This is a genomic window from Actinoplanes flavus (assembly GCF_017592555.1).
Taxonomy (GTDB): Bacteria; Actinomycetota; Actinomycetes; order Mycobacteriales; family Micromonosporaceae; genus Actinoplanes; species Actinoplanes flavus.
This window is the reverse complement of the sequence record NZ_JAGFNS010000001.1, coordinates 398,230-412,110: the sequence shown is the minus strand read 5'-3', so window position 1 is coordinate 412,110 and position 13,881 is coordinate 398,230. Positions and strand designations below refer to the sequence as shown.

The window sequence follows — 13,881 nt, the reverse complement described above, 5'->3', positions numbered from 1 at the left end:
AGACATCAGTCATGGACAAGTTCGTCACCCACAGCGGCAAGGTCATGCCCCTGCGCCGCTCCGACGTGGACACCGACCAGATCATCCCGGCGGTCTACCTGAAGCGGGTCACCCGGACCGGCTTCGAGGACGGGCTCTTCAACGCCTGGCGTGAGGACCCCTCGTTCGTCCTGAACAAGCCGGCCCACGCGGGCGCCACCATCCTGGTCGCCGGACCGAACTTCGGCACCGGCTCGTCCCGGCAGCACGCCGTCTGGGCGCTGCGCGACTGGGGCTTCAAGGCGGTCATCGCCTCCCGCTTCGGCGACATCTTCCGCGGCAACTCCCTCAAGGAGGGCCTGCTCCCGATCCAGCTGGACCAGAAGATCGTGGAGAGTCTCTGGGACCTGGCCGAGAGCGAGCCGGAGAAGGAGATCACCGTCGACCTGGAGGGCCGGGTGGTCCGGGTGGACGACGCCGCCTACGGGTTCCCGATCGACGATTTCAGTCGCTGGCGCCTCATGGAGGGCCTCGACGACATCGGACTGACGCTGCGGCACGAAGGCGCGATTACCGCGTACGAGAAGGGCCGCCCCGCTTTCAAGCCGGCCGTCGTTCTTTAGTTCCTCTTCGCCAATTTGCCCCTGCCGGGTCACCCGGCAGGGGCGAATTCGTTGGGACACAACGCATTTTTCCCCTGAATGTTTCTGTAACCGGGTCACAGGGCATACCGTGCGCGCAGAATGGCCTTCGACGGGCCAGTTCTCACGTCACGTCCAGGAGGAAATCGTGAACAAGGCCGAGCTCATCGAGGCGCTCGCCGGCAGGCTGGGAGACAGGAAGACGGCGACCCTGGCTTTGGACGCGTTCATCAGTGAGGTGCAGAACGCCGTTGCCAAGGGTGACAAGGTCGCGCTCACCGGATTCGGTTCGTTCGAGAAGCGGGCACGCAATGCGCGCACCGCGCGAAATCCGCGGACTGGTGAGCCGGTCAAGGTGAAGAAGACGTCGGTCGCGGTCTTCAAGGCGGGCAGCGCATTCCGCGAACTCGTGGCGAGCGGAAAGCCGGCGAAGGCGGCCACCGCCGCCAAGAAGACGGCGACCACCGCGGCCGCCAAGAAGACGGCCGCCACCAAGACGGCGCCTGCCAAGACGACCGCAACCAAGACGGCTACGAAGGCGGCCACGAAGACGGCCGCCGCCAAGGCCACCAAGGCGACCACCGCGAAGACCGCGGCCGCCAAGAAGACGACCGCCACCAAGACGGCGCCTGCCAAGACGACCGCAACCAAGACGGCTACGAAGGCGGCCACGAAGACGGCCGCCACCAAGGCCACCAAGGCGACCACCGCCAAGACCACGGCCGCCAAGAAGACGACCGCCACCAAGACGGCGCCGGCCACGAAGACGGCCACCAAGAAGGCCACCACGGCGCCCGCGAAGAAGACGGCGACCACCGCGAAGGCCACCCCGGCCAAGCGGACCGCCCGCAAGACCGCCACCCCGGCCGCCGCACCGGCCCGGGCCCGCACCGCCTCGGCACGCAAGGCCCGCTGAGCAGAGGCGACGAAAAGGCGTCCACCGTTGGGTGGACGCCTTTTCCGTGTGGCCGCGCGACCCGGTTCCGGCGGCCTACGGTCCGGGCATGGACCGATCGAGACCCCGTGGGCTGACCGCCCGGGCCACCGTCGCGGCGGCGCTGTTCGCCGTCGCGGTCGTACCCGGGTGGACCCTCGGCGACCTGGCCGAGGACCGTACCGGGTGGCCGGTGCTGGACTGGCTGATCACCTGCGGATGGTCCGGGATCGCGGTCTGCTGGGCGGCGCCGTGGTGCTCGTACCGGCGGCTCGACGGATGGCTGGGCGTCGTCCCGCTCTACGGGTGGTACCTGGCCGGGGTGCTGAGCTGGCGCCTCGCCCTGCTGCCGCACCGGGACTGGGAACCCCGCCGCGACGAGCTGTGGCGGGCCCGCTGGCTGACCGGCGACCAGATCGGCCTCTGGCGGGTGGACCCGCCGGGCCGTGCCGTCACAGCCGGGACGCGCCCAGCAGCCGGTCGCCGGACCAGGTCAGCAGCCAACCGTCGCCCTTCGGCGTTCTGAACCGCTCGGTGGCGTCGTCGCCGTGCAGCGACGCGAGCAACTGCGGCATCAGTTTGCCCTGGCTGCACACCACCACGCGCTCGTGCGCGCGCAGCTCGGCCAGCCGGGACCGGGCCGCCGCCAGCCGGGCCGGCAACCGGTCCGGGCTCGGGGGCTCGGCGACCGCGCTGTCCCGCACGATCGGCTGACCGCCGAGCGCCGCGGCGAGCGGTTCCAGCGTCTGGGCGCAGCGCAGCGGCGGCGCCGCCACCAGACGCCGCGGTCGCAACGGGGTGAGCAGGTCGGCGATCCGGTCCGCCTGCTTCGCGCCGACCGGATCGATCGGCCGCAGCTCGTCACGGCCGGCCCACTTCTTACGCTCCCCGGCCCGGCCGTGCCGGACCAGCGCGATCACCGCGGTCACCGGCGGCAGCGCGGCGACATGCGCCAGGAGGTCGCGTTCATCGGCGTACGTCAGGCGAGCGGCCGCCTCCTCCAGGGGCAGCCAGGCCAGCTCGTCGACCTCGTCGGTGTCCCGCACCGGACCGTCCGAACCGGCCCGCATCAACCAGAACGCCACGTTCTTCGGCCGCCCGCCGGGCAGCGGATAGTCGACGTCGGGCAGCCGCAACTGCGGTATCCCGGCGGTACCGGTCTCCTCCTCGACCTCCCGGGCCGCGGCGACCAGCGGCGGCTCACCGTCGGACAGCTTGCCCTTGGGCAGGCTCCAGTCGTCGTACCGCGGCCGGTGCACCACACAGATCTCGAGGCCGGCGGTGGCCCGGCGGTAGAGCACCCCGCCGGCCGCCCGCTCCACGGCCCCGGTGGAACCAGCCGGCATCAGTGCTGCTTCTTGCCGATGATCCGGCGCAGCATGGCCGCCTGGAGGTGCACCTGAGGACGGCCGGGGGTGCCGGCGCTGCGGTGCCAGACACCGTCGGCGTCCAGGTCCCAGCCCTCGGTCTGCTCGCCCATCGAGAACTCCAGCACGTGCCGCAGCTCCTCACGGGCCGACGGCAGGGTCACCTTGACCAGCGCCTCCACCCGGCGGTCCAGGTTGCGGTGCATCAGGTCGGCGGAGCCCATCCAGTACTCGGCGTCCGGCCCGGGACCGAACCGGAACACCCGCGAATGCTCCAGGAACCGGCCGACGATCGAGCGGACCCGGATGTTCTCCGACAGGCCGGGGATGCCGGGCCGCAGCGCGCACATGCCCCGGATGATCAGATCCACCTTGACCCCGTCCTGCGAGGCCCGGTACAGCGCGTCGATGGTCTTCTCGTCGACCAGGGAGTTCACCTTGAACTGGACCAGCGCCTCGCCGCCCTCCCGGGCGATCCGGGCCTGCTCGTCGACCCGCTCCAGCAGGCCCTTGCGGACGCCGTGCGGCGCCACCAGCAGACGCCGGTACGTGGTCTGCCGGCTGTATCCGGTCAGCACGTTGAACAGGTCGGTGACGTCGGCGCCCACCTCCGGGTCGGCGGTCAGCATGCCGAAGTCCTCGTACAGGCGGGCGGTCTTGGGGTGGTAGTTGCCGGTGCCGATGTGGCAGTAGCGGCGGATCTGGTTGCCCTCCTGCCGCACCACCAGGGCGGTCTTGCAGTGCGTCTTCAAGCCGACCAGGCCGTAGACCACGTGGCAGCCGGCCCGCTCCAGGGTCCGTGCCCAGGCGATGTTGGCCACCTCGTCGAACCGGGCCTTCACCTCGACCAGCACCACCACCTGCTTGCCGGCGGCCGCCGCGTCGACCAGGGCGTCCACGATCGGGGAGTCGCCCGACGTCCGGTACAGCGTCTGCTTGATGGCCAGCACGTTCGGGTCGGCCGCCGCCTGCTCGACGAACCGCTGCACGCTGGTGGAGAACGAGTGGTACGGGTGGTGCACCAGGATGTCCGACTCGCGCAGCCGGTTGAACACGCTGCGCGGCACCTCGCCGTCGGCCAGGTGCGGGTGGGTCGCCGGCACGAACGGGCGGTCCTTGAGATCGTCGCGGTCGCACTCGCCGAACACCTGCCACAGCGCCGACAGGTCCAGCAGACCGGGCACCCGCAGCACGTCCTGGCTGTCCATGTCGAGCTCGCGGACCAGCAGGTCGAGCACGTGATCGCTGATCGACGCGGCCACCTCGAGCCGCACCGGCGGACCGAACCGGCGCTGCGCCAGCTCCCGCTCCAGGGCCTGGAGCAGGTCCTCGTCGCGGTCCTCGTCGACCTCCAGCTCGGCGTTGCGGGTCACCCGGAACAGGTGCCACTCCAGGATCTGCATGCCCGGGAAGAGCTGATTCAGATGTACGGCGATCAGCTCCTCGACCGGCAGGAAGCGCACGCCGCGGCTGTCGTTCTGCACGGTCACGAAGCGGGGCACGTTGTTCGGCACCTTGACCCGGGCGAACAGCTCCGGCGAGTCGCCCTCCGGGTAGCGCAGCGCCACCGCCAGGTTGAGCGAACGACTCGAGATGTACGGGAACGGGTGCGCCGGGTCGACGGCGAGCGGCGTCAGGACCGGGAAGACCTGCTCCCGGAAGAAGGTCCGCAGCCGCCCCTGCTCGGCAGCGTCCAGCTCCTTCCACGAGACCAGCTCGATGCTCTCCGCCGCCAGTTTCGGCCGGACCTCGTCGGCGAAGCAGGCGGCGTGCCGGGTGACCAGGTCGGCGGTCCGCTCGGTGATCATCTCGATCTGGTGCCGCAGCGGGGACCGGTCACCGCCGCGGACCGGCAGGCCGGCGCTCAGCCGGCGCTTCAGGCCGGCCACCCGGACCATGTAGAACTCGTCGAGGTTGCTGGCGAAGATGGCCAGGAACTTGGCCCGCTCCAGCAGAGGCGTCCCCGGGTCCTCGGCCAGGGCCAGCACCCGGGCGTTGAAATCGAGCCAGGACAGCTCCCGGTTGTGGAACCGGTCCTCGGGCAGCAGGTAGCCGGGCGTCTCGTCGGCGTCCTCGTCGTCCTCGTCGTCGTTCAGGTCGGCGACCATCTCACTCCCGGTGAGCTCGGACACCTCGCGCTCGGTGATCACCGCCTCCGCCACGGCCGCCGGGCTCACCGGTTCCGCGGCGGCGGCCTGCTCGGTCACCACCAGCTCGGTGGCGGCCGGCTCCGGGGCGGTCGCGGGATCGGGGGCCTCGATCGGCTGCGCCTCTGTCTGCTCCGGCCGGGGCAGAAAGCGGCCGTTGGGGCCACGCCGGCGGGTCTCGGGGGTCCGGGGCGGGGTCTGCATGGGTCCATCATCGCCGCTTTCGGCGGAACGTGAAACGAACTAGCGGATGATCAACTCAGGCGACTCCGGGAATCAGCACCCGGCGGACCGCTCCGGTCTCGTCCGGCTCGATGGTGACCCGCTGACCGAGGCGGAGGAGCCGCAGCCCGGAGCGGTCGAACGCCTCCGGGCCGAAGACCAGCGGCGTCCCGTCGTCGAGCAACAGCGAGCCGCTGCGGGTCTGCGGGTCGAAGGTCGCGATCGTGCCCTGCATGACATCGCACGCTACCCGCCTCAGGCGGCCGGCGCGCACTCCGTGGTGAGTCCGAGATCACGCAACAGCTCACAGGTCCGGCGGCCCGCACCCAGAGTGAGGACCGCGTCCAGGTCGGCGGCGGTGTCCACGTCCTGGCGCAGACCGGGCCACTTCCGGACCAGCCGGACCGCCCCGCTGGCCGCGTGCGCGGCCGCCGACGGGCCGCCGAACCGCGGGTCCAGCGCCGGCCCGGGCGGCGCGGCGAGCAACACCGTCCCGGTGCCCGCGGCGTCCGGCACGAAGCTGCGGGCCGACACCCGGCCCAGCGCCTCGTCCAGCTGCTCCGGGCGCAGCGCGGGCAGATCACCGGCCAGCACCGCCCGGTACGCGCCGAGCCCGGCCGCCTGATCGGCGCCGAACCGCATCGCCGCGTTCAGCCCGCCACCCGGATCGGGCACCACCTCGGCGCCCAGCTCCCGGACCGCGCCGCCGACCGCCGGATCGTCGGTCACCACGATCAGCCCGGCGACCGCGGTGGCGGACAGCACCGCGGCGGCGGTGTCGCGGACCATGGCGAGCGCCAGATCCGGGTGCCGGTCCGGCGGAACCGCTCCGCGCAGCCGCGTCTTCGCCAGACCCAGCCGCTTCACCGGGATGACCACCGTCCAACTCCGCACCACCACCCGGCCAGTCTGCCGTACCCGGCGGCTCCGTCCCGCCGCGAGCGGGCCGCCGCGCCTGGGGTGTCCGTCACCTGCGACGCGGCTGTTCGACCCCTGCCTGGTTCCACCGGGCGGGAGCGGGCATGATTTCGTCGCAGGTGAACGCAGGTGCGTCGCCGATCAAGGGACGGGGGATGCCGTGGCACAGCTCAAGCTCGGTTTCTGGCAGCGTCTAGCGGTGGTGCTGGTCCTCCCGGTGATGACCGTGCTCACCCGCAAGACCTGGCACCGGATGAACGACGTCCCGGCCGGCGGGCCGGTGATCCTCGTCCCGAACCACGTGTCGCACTTCGACCCGCTGGTCGTCGCGCACTACGTCTGGCGGGCCGGCCGGTGGCCGCGGTTCCTCGGCAAGGCCAGCGTCTGGAAGGTGCCGGTGATCGGCTTCCTGCTGCGCAAGACCCGGCAGATCCCGGTCGAACGGGGCAGTGTGGAGGCGGTGAAGTCGCTGGACACACTGGTCGAGGCGCTACGCGAGGGCGGTGCCGTGGTGATCTACCCGGAGGGGACGACGACCCGGCACCCCGACCTGTGGCCGATGCGGGGCAAGACCGGCGCGGCCCGGCTCGCGCTGCTGACCGGCGCCCCGGTGGTGCCGATCGCCAACTGGGGCGCCCAGACGATCTTCGACCCGCGTACCAACAAGCTCAAACTGCGCCGCGCGCACGTCACGGTGACCACTGGCGCGCCGATCGACCTCAGCCGGTGGGCCGGCGTCGAACCCACCCGGGCGGTGCTCGAGGAGATGACCGAGGCGATCATGCTGGGCATCCGGGACCTGCTCGCTGAGATCCGCGACGGCGAACCGCCGGCGCTCTACGACCGGCCCGTGCGTCGGGCCACGACCTCGGAGGATGCGCCATGAAGGCGGCCGTCATCGGATCCGGATCCTGGGGCACCGCGTTCGCCAAGGTGCTCGGCGAGGCCGGGTCGGAGGTGCGCATGTGGGCGCGGCGGGAGGCGGTCGCCACGGAGATCCGGGAGAAGGGCTCCAACGAGGGCTCGCTCCCCGGCATCCGCCTCGGGCCGACCGTCACCGGGACCACCGACCTGAAAGAGGCCGTCACCGGCGCCGAGCTGATCGCCATCGCGGTGCCCTCCCAGACCCTGCGCGGCAACCTGGCCGACTGGGCCGGCGCGTTCCCCGGCGACGCCACCGTGGTCTCCCTCATGAAAGGCATCGAGCTCGGCACGCTCAAGCGGATGAGCGAGGTCATCGTGGAGACGGCCGGTGTCGCCCCGGACCGGGTCGTGGTCGTCTCCGGGCCCAATCTGGCCCCCGAGATCGCCGCCGGGCAGCCCACCGCGACCGTGGTGGCGTGCTCCGACGAGAGCCGTGCCCGGCAGGTCCAGCACGCCCTCGCCACGCCCTACTTCCGCCCCTACACCAGCGACGACGTGATCGGCTGCGAACTCGGGGGCGCCTGCAAGAACGTGATCGCCCTGGCGTACGGGATGGCCGTGGCCATCGGTCTCGGCGACAACACCCGGGCCTCGCTGATCACCCGCGGCCTGGCCGAGACCGCCCGCCTCGGCGTGGCGCTCGGCGCCGACCCGCTCACCTTCGCCGGCCTGGCCGGCCTCGGCGACCTGGTCGCCTCCTGCTCGTCGCCGCTCGCCCGGAACCGCACCTTCGGCGAGCACCTGGGCCGCGGCGACTCCCTGGAACAGGCGCAGATCGCCACCCGGCAGACCGCCGAGGGCGTCAAGAGCTGCCTGTCCATCCGTGACCTGGCCCGGGCGAACGGCGTGGAGATGCCGATCGTCGAACAGGTCGAGCGGGTGTGCCACGAGGGCGTGGACCCGCGGGTCGCGGTGAAACTGCTGATGACACGGGAGATGAAACCCGAGTGAGCCCCTCGTTTTCGGACTCCTTCTCCGACGGCACGCGGTCGGTGCACGCCGGCCTGCCCGCTCCGGTGGTCGGTGAGCCGTTCCTCCCGGGACCGGTGTTCGCGGCGCCCTACCACCTGGACCCGATGACCGGGCCGGGAGAGAACGGGTACGCCCGCACCGAGCACCCGACCAGGCGGGCCCTGGAGGCGGCGATCGCCTCCCTGGAGGGCGCGCCCACGCTGGTCTTCGCCAGCGGCCAGGCGGCGATCACGGCGCTGCTGCTCGCGGTGCTGCGCACCGGCGACACGGTCGCGTTGCCGGCGGACGGCTATTTCACGGTACGGGCATTCGCCGAGGGCACCCTCCGTGACCTGGGTGTGAAGACGATCCTGGTGCCGACCGCCGGACCGTACCCGGACTTCACCGGGGTGCGGCTCGTGCTGCTGGAGACGCCGGCCAACCCCGGTCTCGACGTGTGCGACGTGGCCGCCGTGTCCGCCGCCGCCCACGAGGCCGGTGCGCTCGTGGCGGTCGACAACACCACCGCCACGCCACTCGGGCAGACGCCGCTCGCGCTCGGCGCCGACCTGGTGGTCGCGTCCGGGACCAAGGCGCTGACCGGGCACTCCGACGTGCTGCTCGGCTACGTGTCGGCCGGTGATCCGGAACTGCTGGCCAAGGTCGAGACGTGGCGCAAGCAGACCGGGGCGGTGCCCGGCGCCTTCGACTCCTGGCTGGCGCACCGGTCCATCGCGACGCTCGACCTGCGGCTGGCCCGGCAGAGCGCCAACGCGGCCGCGGTCGCCGAGCTGCTGCTCTCCCGTACCGACGTGACCGGGGTGCGGTGGCCGGGGCTGGCGGGCGACCCGTCGTACCCGGTGGCCTCGGCGCAGATGCGGCGGGTGCCCGGCATCGTGTCGTTCGACCTGGGGTCGGCCGAGCGGGCCGGACGGTTCCTGTCGGCGGCGAAGCTGGTGTTCGCGGCCACGTCGTTCGGCGGGGTGCACAGCACGGCGGACCGGCGGGCCCAGTGGGGTGACGACACGCCGCCCGGCTTCCTACGGTTCTCCTGCGGCATCGAGGACACCGTCGACCTGCTCGCCGACATCACCGCCGCCCTGGACGCGTCGGCGTGACGGCCGCTCCCGGCCGTCCGGCCCTTGTCCCCGCCGCCGTTCCCGGCCGCCCGGCCGTCCTTCGCGACCGTGCGTTTGTCCTGTCGTGACGGCCTGGAGCAGTTTCAGCGGTGACGAGGTGGCGGCGCTCACCCAGGGGGAGAGCTTCTTCGCCGATCCGGGAGAGCGGAACTGTCCGGCTTGCGGGCAGCGGCGGCTGCGCGCCTACTTCACGACGCCGGCCAACGCCAAGCGGCCCACCCTGGTCAGCTACGTCTGGTGCGGAGCCTGCGACAAGTTCGTGGGCACCCGCGCCAGGCACCCGGAGGGCCTGATCTTCTCCGATCCGCTGGCCACACTCCCCGCCGAAGAGCGGCGCGCCCTGGAGCGCAGCCTGACCGGCTTCCTGGCCCACCTCGACTCGCTCTGGGACGCCGGAGCCCTGCCCCAGACGTTCACCACGGCCTAGCTTGAGCTGAACGGCGGGACGGGGTGGGTTCGGCGGGGCTTTTCACCGCGTACCGGAAACGGGTTTGAAAGGTGTGACGGGAGCCGGCGGCCGGCCGATCAGCCGTGTGTGGCGACGAAGTCGTGGAGCCAGTCGGGGGCGATGGCCGTGCCGGACGGGCCGGTGCGGCGCAGCGCCTCGCCGGGGCGGATGCCGAGCAGGGCGAGCGTCATGGTGGCCAGCAGCGTCGACCGGCCGTTGTCGGATGCCGACTGGGTGACCACGAATCGGCCCGCGCGGACCTCCCGGGCGAGACGGACGGCCAGCGCGACCACCCGGTTGGCCTCGTCGCGGGTGGCGGTTCCGTCGGAGATCGGGAACGGCACCACCTCGATGCCCGCGGTGTCCGGGCCGGGCTCGGCGGACGACACCAGGACCTCGACCCCGGCCCGGGCGAGCGCGCTCAGCTCCTGCGGTGACCACGGCACGTCGGCCGGATGAGCCATCGTCGCCAGCTGCCCCGGACCGGGTCCGGCGATCACGTGGAGTGCTGGAGCCATGAACGCTTCGTCCTCCCTGCCTTGCACGTCTTTGACGGGTGCCGCCACCATCGGCGAATCTGGCTTACGCAGAGTAGGGTCACCCCCGGCATGCCCGCTAGCTGGAAGGCGCAGAGAAGAGTGACGTCCCCCCGCAAGACCCGCGTCGCGATCGTGTTCGGTGGTCGCAGCACTGAGCACGCCATTTCCTGTGTCAGCGCCGGTGCGATCCTGGGCGCCCTGGACCCGGATCAGTACGAGGTGCTGCCCGTCGGAATCACCCGTGAGGGTCGCTGGGTCCTCGCCTCGGGTGACGCCTCCCAGCTGGCGATCAGCGACCGCCGGCTGCCGGAGATCACGGCCGAGTCGGGCAGCGCCGTGGTGTTCGCGGCCGACCCGACGGCGACCGAGCTGATCGTGCGCGACCCGGCCGAGGGTGTCTCCGAGCTGGCCGGTGTGGACGTGGTGTTCCCGGTGCTGCACGGGGCGTACGGCGAGGACGGCACCATCCAGGGCATGCTGGAGATGGCCGGTATCCCGTACGTGGGCGCGAACGTGTTCGCGTCGGCGGCGGCCATGGACAAGGAGTTCACCAAGAAGCTGGCGGCCGCCGAGGGCATCCCGGTCGGGCCGTACGCGGTGTTGCGCGCCGGGACGTCGCTGTCCGAGGCCGACAAGGAGCGGCTCGGCCTGCCGGTCTTCGTGAAGCCGTCCCGGGCCGGGTCGTCGACCGGCATCACCAAGGTCAGCGACTGGGCCGACCTGGAGGCGGCCATCGCCACGGCCCGTGAGATCGACCCGAAGGTGCTGGTCGAGGCCGCGATCGTGGGCCGCGAGATCGAGTGCGGGGTGCTGGAGGGCGAGGCCGGTGGCGCCCCGGAGGCGTCGCTGCTCGCCGAGATCCACGTCGACGACGCCGACTGGTACGACTTCGAGACGAAGTACCTGGTCGGCAGCCGCTACACGATTCCGGCGCCGCTCCCGGAGGAGCTGACCCGCCGGGTGCGGGAGTTCGCGCTGCGGACCTTCACCGCGCTGGACTGTGCCGGGCTGGCGCGCGTCGACTTCTTCGTCACGGCGGACGGCGAGATCTTCCTCAACGAGATCAACACCATGCCGGGCATGACGCCGACCTCGATGTTCCCGCAGATGTGGGCGGCCACCGGCCTGGAGTACCCGAAGGTGGTGGACCGTCTCATCCGGACCGCCCTGCACCGGGGGACCGGGCTGCACTAGGTCTCAGGCGCAGCCGCTGGGCATGGCGCCCTCGGGCTTCGACTTGACGGTCTTCACGATCGTCTCGGAGAACTCGTTGGCCCACTGCGCCGGGCTCTGGTACGCCGGCGGCACGGTCACCCGCACCGGGACCTCACGGTCCATCGTGGTGAGGACGGCCGTGCCGCCGTCGTTCTTCCCGAACCAGCACACGTTGTCCATGAACAGCAGCTCGGTGTTCAACGGAACGCAGCCCGGGGTCGTGTCGCCGAGTGTCGTGCACATGGCCGGCTGCGGGACGCCACAGGAGACGATCACCGCGGGTTCGCCGTAGGCCGCGTTCTGTTCCGGGCCGGCCGAGACCCTGCGTGCCTCCAGATCCCGGATCTTCGGGGGCAGCTGGGAGGTCACCGCGAGGCAGACCTGAGCGGTCTTCTCGTCCAGCCGCGGGGCGTCGACGAGCACCGGGGTGCTCGGGATCGCCTGCGGAACTTTGGCCGGTTCATCCTTTTTCTCCGGAATCAAGGAGAAAAAGGCCACGAGACCTACGATCAAAGTCACCGGTACGGCTACAGCGGTCGCCCACAGCGCGGCGGCCCGGCGGGTCCGGTCCGGAGCGTCTTCGATCTTCGCGGTCTCGAGGTCCACCATGTCAGAGGTTTACCACGGAGCAGGTGAGCGTCCTCGTGATGCCCGGCACGTACTGGACCTTGCTCACAATCAGACCGCCCAACTCGTCCACGGTGTGCGCCTCGGTCAGCACGACCACGTCGTACGGACCGGTCACGGCGTCGACACGCACCACCCCCGGTATCTTCTCGATCGCGGCGGCCACGTCACGCGCCTTCCCGACCTCCGTTTGAATCAGGATGTATGCCTGGACCACGATCGACTCCTATCCGCCAGTTCGTCGGTGATCCCCGGTCGTGAAACTACCGTACGAAGCGGCCCGGCAGCGGGTCGCCACCATCGAAGGACTTAGACGTGAGCATCGCAGAGGCCGGTGAATTCGGGCTGATCGGCCGAATCGTCTCCCGGCTCGGCTCCGGAACCGCCACCCTGCTCGGCCCCGGCGACGACGCCGCGGTGGTCCGTGCCGCCGACGGACGGGTGGTCGCCTCCACCGACGTACTGGTCGAAGGACGCCACTTCCGCCGGGACTGGTGCGGGCCCGAAGACGTCGGCCGCCGCGCCGCCGCCGCCAACCTCGCCGACATCGCCGCCATGGGCGCCACCCCGACCGCCCTGCTGGTGGCGCTGTGCGTACCGACCGGGCTCGACGTCACCTGGGCCGAAGGGCTCGCCGACGGCCTCTCCGCCGAAGCCGGGCTGGTCGGGGCGACCGTGGTCGGCGGGGACACCTCGGCCAGCCCGACGCTCACCATCGCCGTCACCGCACTGGGTGACCTGGGCGGGGTGGCGCCGGTCCGGCGGGACGGGGCCCGGCCCGGTGACGTGGTCGCCCTGTGCGGGCGGATCGGGTACGCGGCGGCCGGCCTCACCGTGCTGTCCCGCGGCTTCCGGACGCCGAAACTGCTGGTCGAGGCGTACCGGCGGCCGGACGTCCGGTACTCGGCCGGACCCGAGGCGGCCCGGCTCGGCGCCACCTCCATGATCGACGTGTCCGACGGGCTGCTCCAGGACCTCGGGCACATCGCGGAGGCCAGCGCGGTCGGGATCGACGTCCGGCGGGACTCCTTCGAGCCGCCCACCCAGATGCTGGACGCGGCCAAGGCGCTCGGCGTCGACCCGTACGTCTGGCTCCTCGCCGGAGGCGACGACCACCCGCTCGCCGCCACCTTCCCACCCGGGGTGACCCTCCCCGAACACTGGCGGGTGATCGGCTCGGTGCTCGACGGCACCGACGTCACCGTCGACCGCAAGCCCTGGACCGGCGGCACGGGCTGGGACCACTTCCGCTGACCTCGATTAGTCTTGCCGGCGTGCAGGACATCAAGATCAAATCCGCGGGTTTCGGCGACCCGGCGGTCCAGACCCTCGTCGCCGAAAACCTGCGAGACCTCTCCGACCGGTACGGCGGCAGCGGCGACGACACCCCCATCACGGCGGCCGACTTCACCCCGCCGAACGGCGACTTCCTGGTCGCCGTCGAGAACGACCGGCTGATCGCCAGCGCCGGCTGGCGACGACACGGCGACGACGCCGAACTCAAGCGCATGTTCACCACCAGCGCCGCCCGGGGCCGCGGCGTGGCCCGCCGCATGCTCGCCGCCGTAGAGGCCTCCGCCGCGGCGGCCGGCTGCAAACGCATGATCCTGGAAACCGGCGACCGCCAGCCGGAGGCCATCGCCCTGTACGAGTCCGCCGGCTACGTACGCATCCCCGACTTCGGCTACTACGCCGGCTACCCGGACGTCCTCTCCTACGCCAAGCCCCTGTAGCCCAACCACCCCACCCGAACGCCGCGTGCCTCGTGTTGGAGGCCGCGTGCCCTGCGCTGGACGCCGGGTGCCCTGCGCCGAACAGGGGCTGCCGCGC

17 protein-coding genes are annotated in these 13,881 nt (G+C 71.7%); 10 read left to right on the top strand and 7 right to left on the bottom strand.

The window, feature by feature from the left end; translation table 11 throughout:
* Positions 1-11 precede the first annotated feature (11 nt).
* From leuD to J5X75_RS01900, 3 genes are all read left to right on the top strand, one after another.
* A complete protein-coding gene (leuD, locus tag J5X75_RS01910; RefSeq protein ID WP_208465412.1) occupies positions 12-602 on the top strand; it encodes a 3-isopropylmalate dehydratase small subunit in 591 nt (196 codons plus the stop codon).
* A 166-nt stretch (positions 603-768) separates the two neighbouring features.
* The gene (locus tag J5X75_RS01905; RefSeq protein ID WP_208465410.1) at positions 769-1,536 is read left to right on the top strand and encodes an HU family DNA-binding protein; all 768 of its coding nucleotides are present in this window, start codon (positions 769-771) and stop codon (positions 1,534-1,536) included.
* Between the two features lie 88 nt (positions 1,537-1,624).
* A complete protein-coding gene (locus tag J5X75_RS01900) occupies positions 1,625-2,080 on the top strand; it encodes a hypothetical protein (RefSeq protein ID WP_208465409.1) in 456 nt (151 codons plus the stop codon).
* On the opposite strand, the gene J5X75_RS01895 is transcribed toward J5X75_RS01900, so the two are convergent.
* The 4 genes from J5X75_RS01895 to cofC all read right to left on the bottom strand — a co-directional run bounded on the left by J5X75_RS01895 (position 2,007) and on the right by cofC (position 6,187).
* Positions 2,007-2,900 (bottom strand): NUDIX hydrolase, encoded by an 894-nt coding sequence (locus tag J5X75_RS01895; protein ID WP_208465408.1) that lies wholly within the window; start codon positions 2,898-2,900, stop codon positions 2,007-2,009. The two genes, J5X75_RS01900 and J5X75_RS01895, sit on opposite strands and share 74 nt — an antisense overlap.
* The gene (locus tag J5X75_RS01890; protein ID WP_372450831.1) at positions 2,900-5,029 is read right to left on the bottom strand and encodes an RNA degradosome polyphosphate kinase; all 2,130 of its coding nucleotides are present in this window, start codon (positions 5,027-5,029) and stop codon (positions 2,900-2,902) included. The genes J5X75_RS01895 and J5X75_RS01890 overlap by 1 nt, the downstream gene beginning before the upstream one ends.
* Before the next feature lie 298 nt (positions 5,030-5,327).
* Positions 5,328-5,525 (bottom strand): cold-shock protein, encoded by a 198-nt coding sequence (locus J5X75_RS01885; protein ID WP_208465406.1) that lies wholly within the window; start codon positions 5,523-5,525, stop codon positions 5,328-5,330.
* 20 nt (positions 5,526-5,545) lie between these two features.
* Positions 5,546-6,187 carry a 2-phospho-L-lactate guanylyltransferase gene (gene cofC, locus J5X75_RS01880; RefSeq protein WP_208465681.1) on the bottom strand — a complete coding sequence of 214 codons (642 nt, stop codon included), beginning with the start codon at positions 6,185-6,187 and terminating at the stop codon, positions 5,546-5,548.
* 181 nt (positions 6,188-6,368) lie between these two features.
* On the opposite strand from cofC, the gene J5X75_RS01875 reads away from it, so the two are divergent.
* The 4 genes from J5X75_RS01875 to J5X75_RS01860 all read left to right on the top strand — a co-directional run bounded on the left by J5X75_RS01875 (position 6,369) and on the right by J5X75_RS01860 (position 9,649).
* Positions 6,369-7,094, top strand: a complete 726-nt coding sequence (locus tag J5X75_RS01875; protein WP_208465405.1) for a lysophospholipid acyltransferase family protein — start codon at positions 6,369-6,371, stop codon at positions 7,092-7,094.
* A complete protein-coding gene (locus tag J5X75_RS01870; protein WP_208465404.1) occupies positions 7,091-8,083 on the top strand; it encodes an NAD(P)H-dependent glycerol-3-phosphate dehydrogenase in 993 nt (330 codons plus the stop codon). The genes J5X75_RS01875 and J5X75_RS01870 overlap by 4 nt, the downstream gene beginning before the upstream one ends.
* Positions 8,080-9,201: a cystathionine gamma-lyase gene (locus tag J5X75_RS01865; RefSeq protein ID WP_208465403.1), complete on the top strand. Its 1,122-nt coding sequence runs from the start codon at positions 8,080-8,082 to the stop codon at positions 9,199-9,201. Before J5X75_RS01870 ends, J5X75_RS01865 begins: the two co-directional genes overlap by 4 nt.
* A gap of 85 nt (positions 9,202-9,286) precedes the next feature.
* Positions 9,287-9,649, top strand: coding sequence for a hypothetical protein (locus tag J5X75_RS01860; RefSeq protein WP_208465401.1), 363 nt, complete (start codon positions 9,287-9,289; stop codon positions 9,647-9,649).
* 98 nt (positions 9,650-9,747) lie between these two features.
* Here the strand turns inward: J5X75_RS01860 and J5X75_RS01855 are convergent, their stop codons facing one another.
* Positions 9,748-10,188 carry a hypothetical protein gene (locus J5X75_RS01855; protein ID WP_208465399.1) on the bottom strand — a complete coding sequence of 147 codons (441 nt, stop codon included), beginning with the start codon at positions 10,186-10,188 and terminating at the stop codon, positions 9,748-9,750.
* A gap of 120 nt (positions 10,189-10,308) precedes the next feature.
* Between J5X75_RS01855 and J5X75_RS01850 the strand changes: the two genes are divergently transcribed.
* Positions 10,309-11,403, top strand: coding sequence for a D-alanine--D-alanine ligase family protein (locus J5X75_RS01850; protein WP_307797887.1), 1,095 nt, complete (start codon positions 10,309-10,311; stop codon positions 11,401-11,403).
* Between the two features lie 3 nt (positions 11,404-11,406).
* Here J5X75_RS01850 and J5X75_RS01845 read toward each other — a convergent pair whose 3' ends face one another.
* A complete protein-coding gene (locus J5X75_RS01845; protein ID WP_208465395.1) occupies positions 11,407-12,033 on the bottom strand; it encodes a DUF3515 domain-containing protein in 627 nt (208 codons plus the stop codon).
* A 1-nt stretch (position 12,034) separates the two neighbouring features.
* Positions 12,035-12,268 (bottom strand): Lrp/AsnC ligand binding domain-containing protein, encoded by a 234-nt coding sequence (locus tag J5X75_RS01840; protein WP_014447186.1) that lies wholly within the window; start codon positions 12,266-12,268, stop codon positions 12,035-12,037.
* A 98-nt stretch (positions 12,269-12,366) separates the two neighbouring features.
* On the opposite strand from J5X75_RS01840, the gene J5X75_RS01835 reads away from it, so the two are divergent.
* Together J5X75_RS01835 and J5X75_RS01830 are read left to right on the top strand one after the other, a co-directional pair.
* On the top strand, positions 12,367-13,305 hold the full coding sequence (locus J5X75_RS01835; RefSeq protein WP_208465393.1) for a thiamine-phosphate kinase: 939 nt from the start codon (positions 12,367-12,369) through the stop codon (positions 13,303-13,305).
* A gap of 20 nt (positions 13,306-13,325) precedes the next feature.
* Positions 13,326-13,784, top strand: a complete 459-nt coding sequence (locus J5X75_RS01830) for a GNAT family N-acetyltransferase (protein ID WP_208465392.1) — start codon at positions 13,326-13,328, stop codon at positions 13,782-13,784.
* Positions 13,785-13,881: the final 97 nt, after the last annotated feature.

What these genes read in the sequence shown, in the direction of transcription:
- J5X75_RS01855 (WP_208465399.1), bottom strand. Translation starts at nt 10,188, where the DNA reads ATGGCTCCAGCACTCCACGTGATCGCCGGACCCGGTCCGGGGCAGCTG.
- J5X75_RS01895 (WP_208465408.1), bottom strand. Translation starts at nt 2,900, where the DNA reads ATGCCGGCTGGTTCCACCGGGGCCGTGGAGCGGGCGGCCGGCGGGGTG.
- J5X75_RS01870 (WP_208465404.1), top strand. Translation starts at nt 7,091, where the DNA reads ATGAAGGCGGCCGTCATCGGATCCGGATCCTGGGGCACCGCGTTCGCC.
- J5X75_RS01900 (WP_208465409.1), top strand. Translation starts at nt 1,625, where the DNA reads ATGGACCGATCGAGACCCCGTGGGCTGACCGCCCGGGCCACCGTCGCG.
- J5X75_RS01845 (WP_208465395.1), bottom strand. Translation starts at nt 12,033, where the DNA reads ATGGTGGACCTCGAGACCGCGAAGATCGAAGACGCTCCGGACCGGACC.
- J5X75_RS01885 (WP_208465406.1), bottom strand. Translation starts at nt 5,525, where the DNA reads ATGCAGGGCACGATCGCGACCTTCGACCCGCAGACCCGCAGCGGCTCG.
- leuD (WP_208465412.1), top strand. Translation starts at nt 12, where the DNA reads ATGGACAAGTTCGTCACCCACAGCGGCAAGGTCATGCCCCTGCGCCGC.
- J5X75_RS01890 (WP_372450831.1), bottom strand. Translation starts at nt 5,029, where the DNA reads ATGGTCGCCGACCTGAACGACGACGAGGACGACGAGGACGCCGACGAG.